Origin of the sequence: Brevibacterium sp. HMSC24B04 (genome assembly GCF_001806835.1) — a bacterium.
Taxonomy (GTDB): domain Bacteria; phylum Actinomycetota; class Actinomycetes; order Actinomycetales; family Brevibacteriaceae; genus Brevibacterium; species Brevibacterium ravenspurgense.
Genome location: NZ_KV786104.1, coordinates 1 through 14,342, shown reverse-complemented (window position 1 = coordinate 14,342; position 14,342 = coordinate 1). Strand labels below are relative to the sequence as shown.

17 protein-coding genes are annotated in these 14,342 nt (G+C 63.1%); 8 read left to right on the top strand and 9 right to left on the bottom strand.

Annotated features, from left to right (window positions below; all coding sequences use genetic code 11):
- Positions 1–30: 30 nt before the first annotated feature.
- Positions 31–618, bottom strand: coding sequence for a recombinase family protein (locus HMPREF3092_RS09370; RefSeq protein WP_019174196.1), 588 nt, complete (start codon positions 616–618; stop codon positions 31–33).
- Positions 619–974: 356 nt separating this feature from the next.
- On the bottom strand, positions 975–2,237 hold the full coding sequence (locus HMPREF3092_RS09365) for an alpha-D-ribose 1-methylphosphonate 5-triphosphate diphosphatase (protein WP_256173074.1): 1,263 nt from the start codon (positions 2,235–2,237) through the stop codon (positions 975–977).
- Positions 2,238–2,412: 175 nt separating this feature from the next.
- Between HMPREF3092_RS09365 and phnC the strand changes: the two genes are divergently transcribed.
- The 7 genes from phnC to HMPREF3092_RS09330 all read left to right on the top strand — a co-directional run bounded on the left by phnC (position 2,413) and on the right by HMPREF3092_RS09330 (position 7,754).
- Entirely contained in the window at positions 2,413–3,210 is a 798-nt protein-coding gene (gene phnC, locus HMPREF3092_RS09360) for a phosphonate ABC transporter ATP-binding protein (RefSeq protein ID WP_019174194.1), read from the top strand.
- A gap of 84 nt (positions 3,211–3,294) precedes the next feature.
- Positions 3,295–4,191: a phosphate/phosphite/phosphonate ABC transporter substrate-binding protein gene (gene phnD / locus HMPREF3092_RS09355; RefSeq protein ID WP_019174193.1), complete on the top strand. Its 897-nt coding sequence runs from the start codon at positions 3,295–3,297 to the stop codon at positions 4,189–4,191.
- Positions 4,192–4,223: 32 nt separating this feature from the next.
- Positions 4,224–5,036: a phosphonate ABC transporter, permease protein PhnE gene (phnE, locus tag HMPREF3092_RS09350; RefSeq protein ID WP_370919332.1), complete on the top strand. Its 813-nt coding sequence runs from the start codon at positions 4,224–4,226 to the stop codon at positions 5,034–5,036.
- Positions 5,033–6,100, top strand: coding sequence for a phosphonate dehydrogenase (locus HMPREF3092_RS09345; RefSeq protein ID WP_019174191.1), 1,068 nt, complete (start codon positions 5,033–5,035; stop codon positions 6,098–6,100). Before phnE ends, HMPREF3092_RS09345 begins: the two co-directional genes overlap by 4 nt.
- Entirely contained in the window at positions 6,097–6,852 is a 756-nt protein-coding gene (locus tag HMPREF3092_RS09340) for a GntR family transcriptional regulator (RefSeq protein WP_256174418.1), read from the top strand. Before HMPREF3092_RS09345 ends, HMPREF3092_RS09340 begins: the two co-directional genes overlap by 4 nt.
- Positions 6,853–7,042: 190 nt before the next feature.
- On the top strand, positions 7,043–7,222 hold the full coding sequence (locus HMPREF3092_RS11225; protein ID WP_085916890.1) for a hypothetical protein: 180 nt from the start codon (positions 7,043–7,045) through the stop codon (positions 7,220–7,222).
- A gap of 19 nt (positions 7,223–7,241) precedes the next feature.
- The gene (locus HMPREF3092_RS09330) at positions 7,242–7,754 is read left to right on the top strand and encodes an alpha/beta fold hydrolase (protein WP_070424694.1); all 513 of its coding nucleotides are present in this window, start codon (positions 7,242–7,244) and stop codon (positions 7,752–7,754) included.
- A 76-nt stretch (positions 7,755–7,830) separates the two neighbouring features.
- Here HMPREF3092_RS09330 and HMPREF3092_RS09325 read toward each other — a convergent pair whose 3' ends face one another.
- From HMPREF3092_RS09325 to HMPREF3092_RS09295, 6 genes are all read right to left on the bottom strand, one after another.
- Positions 7,831–8,361: an N-acetyltransferase gene (locus HMPREF3092_RS09325; RefSeq protein WP_019174187.1), complete on the bottom strand. Its 531-nt coding sequence runs from the start codon at positions 8,359–8,361 to the stop codon at positions 7,831–7,833.
- Between the two features lie 154 nt (positions 8,362–8,515).
- Positions 8,516–8,722: a hypothetical protein gene (locus tag HMPREF3092_RS09320; protein WP_070424693.1), complete on the bottom strand. Its 207-nt coding sequence runs from the start codon at positions 8,720–8,722 to the stop codon at positions 8,516–8,518.
- A 746-nt stretch (positions 8,723–9,468) separates the two neighbouring features.
- Positions 9,469–10,664 (bottom strand): IS3 family transposase gene (locus HMPREF3092_RS09315; protein ID WP_256173073.1). Its coding sequence is split into 2 segments (ribosomal slippage): positions 9,469–10,365 and positions 10,368–10,664, totalling 1,194 coding nucleotides; the frame shifts between segments, so codons are not numbered across the junction.
- Between the two features lie 159 nt (positions 10,665–10,823).
- The gene (locus HMPREF3092_RS09305; RefSeq protein WP_019174182.1) at positions 10,824–11,240 is read right to left on the bottom strand and encodes a hypothetical protein; all 417 of its coding nucleotides are present in this window, start codon (positions 11,238–11,240) and stop codon (positions 10,824–10,826) included.
- 467 nt (positions 11,241–11,707) lie between these two features.
- Entirely contained in the window at positions 11,708–12,223 is a 516-nt protein-coding gene (locus HMPREF3092_RS09300; protein WP_019174181.1) for a DUF2812 domain-containing protein, read from the bottom strand.
- Positions 12,220–12,549 (bottom strand): PadR family transcriptional regulator, encoded by a 330-nt coding sequence (locus HMPREF3092_RS09295; RefSeq protein WP_019174180.1) that lies wholly within the window; start codon positions 12,547–12,549, stop codon positions 12,220–12,222. Before HMPREF3092_RS09295 ends, HMPREF3092_RS09300 begins: the two co-directional genes overlap by 4 nt.
- Positions 12,550–12,992: 443 nt before the next feature.
- Between HMPREF3092_RS09295 and HMPREF3092_RS09290 the strand changes: the two genes are divergently transcribed.
- Positions 12,993–13,898 (top strand): 3-hydroxyacyl-CoA dehydrogenase, encoded by a 906-nt coding sequence (locus HMPREF3092_RS09290; RefSeq protein ID WP_256174417.1) that lies wholly within the window; start codon positions 12,993–12,995, stop codon positions 13,896–13,898.
- 248 nt (positions 13,899–14,146) lie between these two features.
- Here HMPREF3092_RS09290 and HMPREF3092_RS09285 read toward each other — a convergent pair.
- A partial coding sequence (locus HMPREF3092_RS09285) for an LPXTG cell wall anchor domain-containing protein (RefSeq protein WP_141738009.1) occupies positions 14,147–14,342 on the bottom strand: 196 nt, incomplete at its 5' end.

Below are 14,342 nucleotides of genomic sequence, written 5' to 3'. Positions count from 1 at the left end.
ACGATTAACTAACCTCCCCGATCAGTACAGCTAGGTGTCTGAGTCCACCTTGTTCCGCAGCCGTCTGAGGACGCGGTAGACCGTCGCGCGCGAGACGCCGAAATCTTCGGCGGCAGTTGTCGGGCTCGATTGGCCGGATTCGATGAGTGCGACGATGCTGCGCTGCTGAGAGGTGGTCAGTGCTTGCGGTCTGCCACCGGTGCGCCCGCGGGCCCGGGCGGCTTCTAATCCGCGGCGGGTGCGTTCGCGGATGAGATCGCGTTCGACTTCGGCAACTGCCGCCATGACGGCGACGAGAATCTTCCCGCCGGGCTGGCTGGGGTCGGTGGTCAGGCCATCGAGAGTGCGCACCGTGACACCTCGGTCGGCGAGGTCGGCTAACAGCTCGTGGATGCCGACAATGGAGCGGCAGAGACGATCGAGCTTCGTGGCGACAAGTTCGTCACCGGGGCGCAGATGGGAGAGGAGGTCATCCATTCCTGGCCGAACGCGGGAAGCGCCGGTGATGATGTCGCTGAAGATGCGCTGGCAGCCGGCAGCTTCGAGCTGGGCGCTTTGGGAGTCAAGATTCTGGGCGCGTGAGGACACCCGCGCGTAGCCGAATACTGTGCCTGTCACCGATTGCACCTCCCGCACCGTCGTTGCTGCCACTGTACGAGACTCCGGTTCGTCGCAGAACTCATAGCCAGCGGCATCTGGGATGTGAGACGGGGTTTTGCGACAGATGAGGTCGGTGGCAGCACGTCGCGGCCGTCGCAGAAGACCGTGTTGCAGATACGGTGGTTTCTGATGAACGGCAACATCGTGCAGTTCGTCTGAATGAGTGCGGCGTTACGCGCAGGTTGGTCGGTAGGCCGACGCAGAACAGCCCCCTATGAGACAGCAACATGGAACGACTCGTCTCGCGTTTTGCACCCTCCCCCACTCTTTCCCTGCGGGTGAGCTTGCTCCACCTCAGAGATCAGCTGATCCTCTCATCTTGGTCGCCCACCAATAAGAACTCCTCTTGTGAGGGAGAGAGTGGAGGGCCACCTCTTGGTGAGGTCGGCGAGGATCAGGTCGGCTCGATGTCCTTCGGTCAGAGAGCCACGGTCGTCAAGACCCACACAGGCGGCTGCACCGGAAGTCACGAGCCGCACCGCCTGGGGAAGCGTTGCAATTCCATCACGCACTAGTCGCAGTGCGCCCGGAAGCATCGATGTGGGGATGTAGTCGCTAGCCAACGCGTCGATCAGGCCCGCAGATGCGAGTTCGGATGCCGGTACGTTGGCGGTGTGAGATCTTCCCCGGACGATGTTCGGTGCCCCCGCGACGATGAGCATCCCGTGATCCCGGGCCGCACGGGCAGCCGCGACTGTTGTCGGGAACTCCGCCACACTACAGCCACGGTCGGCAGCCGCCGACACCTCCTCCGGTGTCGCGAGGTCGTGGGCGAAAAGTCGAATGGAACCTGCCCGGACCAAGCCCTCCAACCACGACAGAGTACGGTCACGCACAGCAAGGCGCTCGTCACGACTGCTGCGCCACCATTCCACATGATCAGCAGCGTCGTCGTCACTCATTCGATCGCTGTCAACCAGCCACTTCTGCATTTTCGCTGGGTCGGCGAACTGTCCCTGCCCCGGCGTGTGGTCTTCGTGCGACACGACGGGCACTCGTCCACCCGGAAGACACGAATCACCATCGTTCGGCCCCTGTGGATGCAGTGCACACATCTCGTCCTGAGGTGCCGATTCCGATGACTCCAACTCCTTCGTGAGCAGCGCAAGTCCGTATTCGCAGCGCACATCGAGCCGGTGCAGAACCTGATGATCGACTTGAGTGTCGTCAGTGCGACGGAGTGCTCCCGAGAGTTCGGACGCTGCGGGAGAATCGATCGGTCTTCCCACGATCGACCGTTCCTGGAAGGCCAGGCCGTGGAACGCGGTAGTGATGCCTGCCGCACGAAGCCGGGCACCCGCAGACGCAACCGCGAAGGAGGGATCGAGAACGACACCGGGCCGTGGACGGATATCTCGCGACAGCACATCGCTGTGGACGTCGACGAGCCCGGGCAGCACGTGTGCGCCGCGAGCATCCAGGTCACAGGCAGTGCCACGTGGATGCGGCCCGACGTGAGCGATTCGACCGCTGCGGACGACCACCCGGGCGTCGTCGATCACCCCGTTGGGCAGCACTGCTGTGGCGTGGCCGATCACGAGATCGGAGACTGGGCGGTCCGAGGTGAAGGATGTCATGGCCAGACAGCCTTCCATCCGGTCTTGACCCTCATGTGGACGCCTCATGAACGGCTGCCCACAAGAATGCCCTGTTCGTCCTTGATTCACACACCGTTGTCCAGCACCCCCCTTGGAGTTCACAAATCCTCTATACCTTTGAGGAGGCAACCAGGAGTCATATAGAGGACTTGACATGATCGAACTCGTCGACGTCAGTAAGACCTATAAGGGCGGCGTGCAGGCTTTGGGACCCACGGACCTCTCGATCGAGGCCGGGAGAGTGACCGTGCTCCTCGGCCCGTCGGGAGCTGGCAAGTCCACGCTGCTGCGGTGCATGAATTTGCTCGTGAAGCCGAGCACGGGAGGCGTGCGAGCGGACGGCGTGCCGTCGCTCGAAACGCGCGGCGACCTTCGACGGCATCGCCGGCGCACCGGGATGGTGTTCCAGCACCACCAGCTCATCCCGCGTTACACAGCGCTGCGGAATGTGCTGCTCGGCCGGGTCGGATATTACAGCTTCTGGCGCAGCCTCCTGCCCTTCGGCCGCGCCGACGAGCGCATCGCCCTGGAGGCGCTCGACCGTGTCGGACTGCTGGACAAGGCCCTCACCCGAGTCGACAACCTCAGCGGCGGCATGCAGCAGCGCGTGGGGATCGCCCGCGCACTCGCCCAGCAACCGGACCTGATCCTTGCCGATGAACCCGTGGCCAGCCTCGATCCCGCCACAGCACGTCGCGTCATGGAGCTGTTGCGCCGCGTCTGCCAGGAGAACGGCATCACTCTCGTCGCCAGCCTTCATCAGGTCGACCTCGCGCTCGAGCACGCCGACCGCATCGTCGGCCTCGCCCATGGCCGGATCGTTTACGACGGTCCCGCAGACGAAGTCGACGACGATGACCTCCGCGTGATCTACGAAGACGCACGCGACGAGCCGCAGACTGAGGATCCGTCCCATCTCGCCGAAGACCGACTCGCGATCGAGCGCCGCTGACCCCAGCTTCTTCACCCGCCCTCCATCCAGCAAACGACATCCCACCACACCGCCTTCGATCAACTGAAACAGGAGTGAATCACCGTGCTTGGACGCCCCCGCCTCACCGCAGCCGCAACAGCAGCCCTGACGGCTTCTGCCCTTCTCCTCTCCGGCTGCACTGCCGCCTCCGAGACAAGCGCCGCCCCCGAAACCCTTCGGGTTGCGCTGCTTCCCGATGAGAATGCCTCGGAGATCATCAAGAACAATGAACCACTCAAGAGTCACCTCGAGGAGCAGGTGGGGCTGGAGGTCGAGCTCGTGGTGACGACCGACTACTCCTCGATGATCGAGGCGATGGCCCGCGGCCGCCTCGAACTCGGCTACTTCGGTCCGCTGTCGTACGTCCTCGCCCAGGAGAAGGCCGACATCGAGCCCTTCGCCGCTCTGCAGGAGGTCGAGGGCGAGGACCCCACTTACCAGTCGGTCTTCATCGCCAACAGCGAGTCCGGGATCGAGACCCTCGACGATGTCGCCGGCAAGACTGTCGCGTGGGGCGACCAGGCGAGCACGTCGAGTCACCTGATCCCCAAGGCCATGCTCGCCGAAGGCGCGGACCTGCGAGTTGACCACGGCGATTATGAAGAGCAGCACGTCGACTCTCACGATGCGGTGGCCCTGACGGTCCAGAACGGCAATGCGGATGCGGGGGGCATGAGCCTGCCCATCTATGAGCGCATGGCCGAGGAGGGACTCATCGATCCCGCGACCGTCGTCAAGGTCCAGGAGTCCGAGCCTTACGCCAACTATCCGTGGACCATGCAGTCGGACCTCCCCGAAGACCTGAAGGAGAAGCTGCGGAGAGCGTTCCTGGACCTCGAAGATCCGGCCGTGCTCGAACCGTTCGACGCCGCCGGCTTCGAAGAGGTCACCGACTCGGATTACGACGCGGTGCGCGAGCTCGCACCGCTGCTCGACATCGACCTTGAGGACTACCAGTGAGCACCAGCACAGAAAGCGCAAGCACAGGCCGCCTGCTGGACGAGCAGCGAGAGCAGGAGTACCTGCAGATCTCCGACCAGGCACGGTCCGGCTGGAGGCGCTCGGTCGCTGTCACCGGGATCGTCCTCGTCACCGTGCTGGTGAGCTCGTGGGTCGTCGGGATGCTCGACGGCACCCGCATGATCACAGGACTGGCGGACATCGCCGACCTGCTGAGTGAGATGTGGGTACCGGACTTCACCAACCTCAACAGCTGGTGGGGCCCGCTGTGGGACTCGATGACGATGAGCATCGCGGCCACCGCGCTGGCGGTGCTGCTCTCCGTTCCACTGGCATTGTGCGGCGCCCGCAACACCTCGCCGCATCCGGCGGTCTACTGGGTCGCCCGGCTCATCCTCAACGTGCTGCGCTCCGTGCCGGAGCTGATCCTGGCCATCGTCTTCGTGGCGGCCGTCGGATTCGGCGCTCTGCCCGGAGCGCTGGCACTGGGGATCCACTCCGCGGGAATGGTGGGCAAGTTCTTCGCCGAGGCGATCGAGCATGCCGATCACGCGCCTGTCGAGGCCGCCCGCGCGACTGGTGCCGGCCCGGCGCAGGTGATCCTGCACGGCATCCTGCCGCAGGTTCTGCCGCAGATGGCTGACACCACCGTATACCGCTGGGAGCTCAACTTCCGGGCCTCGGTGGTCGTGGGCGTCGTCGGAGCTGGCGGCATCGGCTTCGAGCTGATCGCCGCCCTCCGCACCCTCCAGTACGACGAGGTCGCCGCGATCCTGCTCGTCATCCTTGCCACAGTCACCCTGGTCGACGCCCTCGGCGGAGCGTTGCGAAAGAGGTTCCAATGACAGACACACACCCGACGGATACGCACGTGACGGAGACTCCCCACCGCCCGGTGGTGGTCCTCACCCACCGCGTGCATCCCCCGATCCTCGAGATGCTCGCTGACAGCTGCGAGGTGATCGCGAACCAGAGCGACGGCAGCCTACCCGCCTCGGAGCTGCGACGCAGGGCAGCAGGCGCGGACGCCCTCATGGCGTTCATGCCGGATCGGATCACCGCAGAGTTCCTCGACGCCTGTCCGCGCCTGCAGGTGGTCGCCGGCGCCCTCAAAGGCCACGACAACATCGATGTCAACGCGTGCACCGAGCGCGGCATCTGGCTGACGCGGGTCGAGGATCTCCTCACCGAACCCACCGCCGAACTCGCGGTCGGTCTGCTCATCGGACTCGCGCGCAACATCACGGCAGGAGACCGCGCGGTGCGGGCCGGCCTTGCGGGATGGCGACCGACGCTCTACGGAAGCACGCTCGTGGGCTCGACAATCGGCCTCGTGGGCGCGGGAAGGCTCGGACGGGCAGTGGCGCGGCTGCTCAGCGGCTTCGACGCGAACCTGCTCTACTGCGATCCTGAGCCATTGTCCTCCGCCGGCGACCACGGTTTGCAGATGGAGCACGTGGAACTCGGTGAGCTGTTGACGCGCAGCGACGCCGTGGCGGTCTGTGCCCCGCTGGACGCGAACACCCTGCACCTGCTTGGCCGCGCCCAATTGGAATCGATGCGGCCGGGGTCGCTGCTCGTCAACGTCGGGCGCGGCTCCGTAGTGGACGAGGTCGCCGTGGTTGAGCTGCTGCGCAGCGGGCACCTCGGCGGATTCGCCTCGGACGTGTTCGAGTTCGAGGACCTCTCGCGCCCGGACCGTCCTGAAGGCGTGCCCGAGGAGCTCCTGGCGATACAGGACCGGACTCTCTTCACTCCGCACCTCGGGTCCGCTGTGGCCTCCGCGAGGCTCAGGATCGAGGAACATGCTGCCGAGGCGATCCTGCAGGTGCTTACCGGCGAGGTGCCCGACGGTGCAGTCAACCGTCCCCTGCGCACGCACTCCCCTGGTCCGACGCCTGCATTATGATCAGTTCCATCAATCGCGTCACGTCGAAGAAGTCTGCGCCTCGGGTCCCGGTGTATCTGGCCGCGGCAGACACTCTCGCCGAGCAGATCGCAGATCACCCGGTCGGTACCCGGCTTCCGCCGGAAGACGCGCTCGCCGGTCAGCTCGGTGTCAGCCGACTGACCGCGCGGGCGGCGTTGGCGGAATTGGAGAGGCGCTACCTGGTGCGGCGACGGCAGGGCAGCGGCACGTACGTCTCCCGTCGGGTCGACTACACGATCAGCCGTTGCCATCCGCCGTCATGGAGCCAGAGCGTCCGCAATGCGGGACTCACACCTGACGTCCGGACCACAGAATGGCGACTCGAGACTCCGTCGCCCGAGGTGCGCCGGCGAATGAGGATGGGACCGAGGCGGCAGGTGCTGGCGCTCTCGCGTGACCGGTACATCGACAACGAGCTGGTCGGCTTCGCCGAGTCCTTCTTCGACACGCAGCTGGTGCCGGACCTGCCCCAGGTTCTCGACCCGTTCGCCTCGCTGTACGAGACCCTGGATGATCACTACGGGCTCCGACCGGTTCGCGGATGGTTCGGCGTGGCCATCGATCCCACACCGCCCGAGGTCGCCGAGCACCTCGGGCTGAGCGGCCGACCGCCGGTCATCTCGATCCGCTCACGGACAGATGCCGCAGCACGAGACCACCAGCCGGTGGAGCTCACGGTCTCGTGGCTGAGGGCCGACGTATTCCGCATCGAGATCGACTTCGACACATGAGTCCGCCAGCGTAGGCCTTTCCGCAGGCGAACCCTGACCCACCGTCAGCGCGCCCTGCAGGCCAGCTCCAAAGATGGCGTTAGTCGAGTCGACAACCCGAGGGCTGCAGGGTCAGAACCTGGACTACGCTTTCTCCACACGAATGCCCCGTACCAGGATCGCAGCCCGAGGCTCCCTTTGACTCGCACTTTTGCACGATTGCGAGCAGCAGGGTGCCCGCCTGCAGGAGCCCGATGCCCTCATGGTCCTGCGGTTCGGCGACCACGGCCTCGATCCAGGTGCGCAGCTGCACCTCACTCCTGTTGCGGAGATCACGTCTCTCTGGATGGAGTCGGACCCGGGCAGCCGGCCCGGACCGATGCAGGAGTGAGCAATTCCGCGGGCCGCCGGTGGTCTTCTGCCACGGCACCCCGTGGTCGTCAGCCGTGTGGCGGCCTGTGGCCGACGCCCTGAGCGCTGACTTCACGGTCCACCTGTGGGACATGCTCGGCTATGGGACATCGACGAAGGTTGACGGGCAGGACGTCTCGCTCAGCGCCCAGGCTGCGTTGCTCGCGGATCTGCTCGATCACTGGGGCCTGGCCGATCCGCACATGGTCGCCCACGACTACGGCGGCGCAGTGGCCCTTCGCGCTCACCTGCTTCACCACGCTGAATACAACTCATTGGCCCTGGTCGACGTGGTTGCTCTGGCCCCGTGGGGCTCGGAGTTCTTCCGCCTCGTCGCCGACAACTCCGCAGTGTTCGCTTGGATCCCGGCTGACCGCGCCCACCGACTCGCAGAGCTCATTCCCGGTTCCGAGCTGCACCTCGTGCCCGAGGCCGGTCACCTGATCCATTTCGACGCGCCCGAACGGCTCACCGCCGTATTGCAGAGATGGCTGCTGAGCCAAGAGTTCTGACAGTCTTTCCGCAGCTGGCACCGCCCGGTGACGTTCTTGCGGGTCATTTGTGAGACTGCCGGGCCGCCGCAGTCGATCAGTCTCGGCGTGCCCAAGTTCTCAGCGATGTCCCGATTCGGTGCAGCACGCTCGGCAGGCACTGTCGGTGCCTCGTGCGTGGAGCGGAAGACGTGGAAGCCTGGGTCGCCTGGCAGAAGGACTCCTCGGGTGTGACGACGGTGTCGAGCTCGTCTGGGTCGACGGCAGCGATCCACTTCTGCGCGGCAGTGGTGCGGCGCGTTGTGGAGTGCTTCAGATGTGGGTCGATCTCCCGGCCCAAGCGCAGCATCTCGGTTGCGATGCCCTGCCGCTGCAGCGCCGGCTCAGTGGCGATGTAGCTGATCTCGGATGAGAACCATGTGAGGTAGGCGATGCGATGATGCGCCAGGTGGCGGTGCTCGATCTCCGGATCTTCAGGATCGACTGCGCGATCGAAAACCCAGATCGCATGTGCGGCATCCCCGCGCGGTGGCGCGAAGTACGGATATACCGTCACACCGTTCTTGATCACAAAAGGCGGCAGCACCTGCCAGTCGTAGTACGGCCGATCCCACGGGTTTCGCGTCATGCCTGCTCCATTCTCTCCTGCGCTCACTGCGTTGCGCGCACCGCGCTTTTAGCTTCGAGTCGTCGGCAGCGCTCCTCGGCCGCGGCCTGGGCTTTACGAGCGTGGTGTGTGACGGTGGATCTGAGCAGATCGGCTGCTGGGGCTTCGCAGGTCCTCACTGCTCAGCTGCCGGGAGGGGTGCGAGATCCTTGTCGGCCTCAGCAAGAATCCACTCCCCGTCGGCGAAGAGGATCTCACACTCATCAGGTACGCCGGCACGCGGCAGCATGTTGACTTCATAGTAGGGCTGCCCGTCGTAAGACAGCGAAGTGGCGTCTTGGCACGAGACGGCGTGGTAGATGCCAAGCGGTGTCCTGTTCATGTCGTCCTCCCAATCACTGGCAGTTGATGACTGAACCGTGTGTCTCAGATGTGGAGCTCGGGATCGTCGTCGCTGTGATCGGGGTCTGCTGCCTCAATTAGGACGTTGCCGACGAGTTTTGAGTGTGTCGATCGCGGATCACCGGGGCGAGCAGGACAGTGACCATAATATTGAGCAGCAGGCGATTGGCCCTGGACGGCTCGCGCTTGTCGACCGGTGCACCCGGATCGTGCTTTGCGCGCAGCCAGACTGCCGTACTGGATCGGCAGGGCGTTTGCCGTCGTTGCTGCATTCTGGCATGTGCGGATGCCCTTGCTCGTTTCAGGAGTGTCGGCCTATCGCTTGGGGTTGTGTCCCGGCTGCATGGTCCCGTCGGTCGTCTGCGGCTTGGCTGTCGGGGCAGGCCGGGGCTCTGGGGCGCCGTCGCCTGGCCGGGTTCCAGCCTGTATGAACGGTCCGGCGGTCTGTGCTGGACCACCGGGTGCGGCAACGGCCACGCGCGGTCCCTGCACCCGAGGTGGGGGTGGTGCACTGCCCTGACCGGTCGCCGATGGACGGGATGCCGGCTTCTGTGGCTGCTGCGGTGCTGTCTGTCCTCCTGCAGACGGGGGACCAGCCGGTGCCGGCGCTGGTGCGGCAGGCTGCTGGGCAGCCTCCCGGTTCGCAGGCACAGACTGCTGACCACCAGGCTGCGCGGCCTGCTGACGGGGCTGATGCAGGAACAGGTGACAGATGCAGTTTCCTGTTCAGGCCGCTAACGTCAGCGCCTGCGTGATGAGTTTCTCCTCGTAGGCGACCGGGGTCAACTTCCCCAGGCCCTGCTGTTTCCTCCTTCGGTGATAGGTCCTCTCGATCCAGGAGACGATCCGCATCCGCAGCTCTTCTCTGGTCCGCCACGGCTGCGCGTCGAGCACGTTGTTCTGCAACAGGCTGTAGAAGGATTCCATGGCCGCGTTATCCCCGGCGGCACCGACTCGACCCATGGATCCGACTAGGCCGTGGTATTCCAATGCGCGGAGGAATTTCTTCGCTCGAAATTGCGATCCTCGATCGCTGTGGACGATGCATCCGGCCACCTCAGCCCCGGTGCGGGCCCGGTTGGCAATGGCGTTGTTCAGCGCCCGTACCGCCAGCGAGGCCTTCATCCTGCTATCGATGCTGTAGCCGATGATCCGCCGTGAGCAGGCGTCCTTGACCGCATAGAGATAGAGCTTTCCCTCACCGGTGTGGTGCTCGGTGATATCGGTCAGCCACACCTCGTTCAGAGCCTTCACGGCGCTGAACTGCCGGGCCACTAGATCATCGTGAACCGGTGGCCCGGGGCGAGTGCCCTTACCCTTGCGCCGACGGCTGATCACCGAGAACACCCCCTGAGAGCGGCAGAGCCGCCAGGCGGTGCGGTGGGCCATCGGGTAGCCGGCTGCTTCTGCTTCATCGGCCAGGTATCGATACCCGAACTCAGGATCCTCTCGGTGAGCATCGATCAGGGCATTGAGCCGGTGGGCCTCTTCCCACTCGGTATCGCTGATGGGGTTGGCCAGCCACCGGTAGTAGGGCTGGCGGGCGATCTTCAGCACCCGGCACGTCACCGCCACAGGGATTCCCGCAGCGGCGAGATCGCGTACGAGCGGGTACTTCATTTTGACGGAATCTGAGCTTGACCGAAGTAGGCCGCAGCCCGGCGCATCACCTCCAGCTCCTGCTCCAGGCGTCGGATCTTGCGGTTGGCAGCAGCCAGCTGGGACTTCTCATCGGTAGTCGGTCCAGGCTTACGGCGCTCAGTGTTGCCGGAGTCCAGATCGGCTTGGCGCATCCACTTGGTCAACGTGCCTTCATGGATGCCGAAGTCCTTAGCGACCTCAGCGATCGTGACATCATGATCGCGTTGCTGAGCAACACGCACCACATCGTCTTTGAACTCCTTCGGGTAAGGCTTGGGCATGATGACAATCCTTCCAGGCACGGGGTGACCGAGCCAGATCAGTTGTCACCTATCCCTGCATCAGCCCCTGTGAGGTCAGTGCGGTCTCGGTCTCGGCTCGTCGGGTGGCGACGAACTGTCCGCCTTCTGGCACTCCTCGCGGTGCCCGGATGAAACGAGTCACTGCGCCTCCTGTGCTTTCTGGTTGCTGTGGCCTGCACTGGATATGTGTGCGGGCCGGTGTTTGCCGGCGGCCAGCTCGGCATTGAACTGGGCTCGCTGGGAGCGCGGGGTTCCGGGCATGTTCGGGTCGTAGCGGAAGACCGGACGATCATCAGGCGCATCGGCGACCGGTTCGGATGCAGCCGCGTCGTCGGCACTGGTGGTGCGGGCAGCCTCTTCGTGCATGGCTGCGATGGTCTCGAGGTGTTCTAAGGTGAAGCGGATGCCGCGCGGCCACGCCAGATGTGGGTACCGTCCCTCAGCTACCCCGGCGCGGAGCATGTGCTCGGAGCAGCTCAGTATCTGGGTGGCCTCTTCGACGGTGTAGCCGATGCGAGGCAGTGGGGTCTCTGGCGCAGTTGTCGTGGTGCTCATATCGGTACCTATGCGAATAGGGGCGCACAGGCCGAAATTGCGTAGGTCCACTGGACCTATGAGACCCGATTGTTATTGATCGTTATTCCCTGCTGTTAAGTGTTATCGCAGGTCAGCGAACTGCCTAATGCGGAAGAAGGGTCGTAAAAAGGGTTCGAGTCCCCTTACCTCCACAAGTTGAATCCCGGAGCTTCGGCTCCGGGATTTTTTGTACCGTGGGGTTCTGTAGCAAAGTCTGCATCTGACGAGGGTTCTCGCAGTTGACACGACGGTGTGCGGCTGAGGCAATCATGTAGCAAGTGAATCTCAAGGATGAGCGGTTCTCGTTGCGTATGCAGGCCCGCGGTGGGGCACCGTAAGACCCACATCGATGATTCTGTGGCACTAAGACTGAGAGTGCGACATCATGGGCACTCCAGAAGCACCGCGCTCGGCGAAGCTTCGTGAAAGTAGAGCTGAGGTTCAGGTTATTCTTCCCGCATCCGATGTAGACGCCACTGGTAGGCAGCCAGGGGCATCCACGTATAGACGACTGGGATGAGGGCGACAATGAAACACGTGATTTCAACGCCTGCATTCCACTCCACTAGCTTGAGTAGGACGCAGACAGCGAGGAACACAATCGCTGTGACGACGCTGTATCGGACGAAACTGTCGCGTTGATGCTTAACTTCCGCGATTTGGTCAGTCCGCTCGGTGCGCAGCGGCGTTGCGCCCGGTTCGGCACGGAAAACATGAAAGGTGCCGCCGCTGAGTACATGCGCCCACCCCGCGCCTCGGCAGAGGTCGAAAAACTCCGGATCGGGATCAGTCTCATAAACGATCTGATAGGCCCATTCCTCGGCCGGGCCATCACGGAACGACCATCCATGCCCAAACAGAGCGATTCCGTCCAGATGTTTACCCCTACGGGCCATGTCCTGGAAAAGCTTTGTCTCTTGGTCGTGGCTGAACGCCAAACCGTTGCTGAAACGAGTGGTCATTGTTGAACCTCCTGAAGTAGTTGTTCTGCCCAAGCCATGAACTGTCTACGTTTGGTGACGTTTCTTTCAGCCGCTTCTGCGCCTGCCTCAGTGATGCGGTATAGGCGGCGGCGGTGGTCCGATTCGAGTTCCTCAATGAGGCCCGCCTCGTTGAGCTTTTTAAGCGTCGTGTACGCCGACGCTGGCCCCAGGGTCAACTCACCTCCCGTGCGCTCCTGTAGGTACTGCATGATCGAGTACCCGTGCCTCGGTTCTCCGAGACTGAGCAGAATGGCTAGTGCGCTATCAGGGATATTCCCGTCACCGAAGGGCGGTTTCCTTCCCACCTGTCATCTCCCAGTATATCGACACATGATATATCATTAAGTGATAATCGTAAGGTTCGCCCATTGACGTGTCAATATCGCGGCTCTATCGCGGGGAACGTCGCTAGAAGTGGCGAGGTGGGCTGGGGCCTAAGAGTGGAGTCTTCAGATTTACCCGCATAATTCAACGACGCCCTTGGGACCATGGAAGCCAACGAAATCTAGGCTTCGGGATTTTTTGTTTGGGGAGAATACCGTCTTCGGTGCGAGAGAGCCGCGGTTCAGCGGAAGTTTGCCGTCTGCACATCTGACAGTGCAATAGTGCTTTGACCTGCACAGACGGAATCGCCAACGGAATAATTCGCGGCGCCCAGGCATTTGCGTAGATAGAGGGCCAACTGGCAGAAAGCTCGAGATCTCAGAGATGTTGACCCGCGCGAATAAGAGGACTTTTCTCTTTGGAGATGACAAATATAACTGAGTTCAAGACTGTAAGCATCCTCGGCGGCGGCGTTCTCGGATCACAGATCGCCATGCAGGCCGCATACCACGGCAAAGACGTCACCATTTACGATGCCTTCCAGGAATCGCTCGATAAGCTTCCCGCGCGCTGGGACTGGATGCGCGCCGGATACGAAGAAGACCTTGAAGACTTCACAGCTGACAAATTCGATGAAGCTCTGAAGCGGATCTCCACCACCACTGATCTCAAAGAGGCAGTTTCAGACACGGACATCGTCATCGAAGCAGTCCCAGAAAACCTTGAACTCAAGCGCGAGACGTGGGAAAAGGTGGGCAAGCTGGCTGATGAGCGAACCGTGTTTGCGACGAACACCTCGTCGCTGCTGCCGTCGCTCTTTGCTGACTCGTCCGGCGCTCCCGAACGCTTCCTTGCCATTCACTACGCCAACCGCATCTGGAAGCAGAACCTCGCCGAGGTCATGGGAACCCCGAAGACGGACGAAAAGTTCGTCGAAAAGGCCCTGAAGTACGCGGAAGAAACCGGCATGGTTCCCGCTTACGTGAAGAAGGAAACCCCCGGCTACTTCCTGAACTCGATGCTCATTCCGTGGCTGAACGCAGGCAAAGACCTGTACATGAATGGAGTCGGCAACCCCGAAGACATCGACAACGCCTGGAAACTCGGAACAGGCAACCCCCGCGGTCCGTTCGAGGTCTACGACGTCGTCGGCTTCCACGTTGCCTCCCACATTGCCCGCAACTCCGGCACAGAGATCGGCAAGGGCTTCGCCGACAAGCTCCAGGAGGCCATCGACGCTGGATTCAGCGGCGTGGCTGACCGCAAGGGCTTCTACGTCTACGACGATGCCGGCAACATCACCGGCGCAAACGACTTCTTCAAGCAGTAATGCGCTGAGCCTCAGCTGCTGTTCATGCTGGGGCAAGGAGAAGCGCAAACTTCCGACCCTTCTCGGGGGAGCCGGCCCCTGAGCTTGGCCTACCATCTGCGCGGAAAATCTGTGCCATAGACCCTAGTACAGATGGCACAAAAGGGCTGGCGGTCCGCGGACTGCCGAAAGGGTGGAAAGCGAACGGCCGGCCGGGCTTTCGCCCGACCGGCCAGGAGAGAGTCAGTGCAGGAACTCCTGCGCTTTGCTTAGATTCGGCGACCAGAAATGATTACGGCCACTCCACCGACTGCAAGCAGTGCGATGCCAGCAAGCCCAACTGCCAGACCGGTCGCACCGGTGCGCGGCAGGCTGCCGGATGCGGAGGAGCTGGGCTTCGTGCCGTTGTCCTGAGAACCTGAAGTTCCCGAGGTGCCGGGCTTGTCAGCTCCAGGAGCTTCCGCA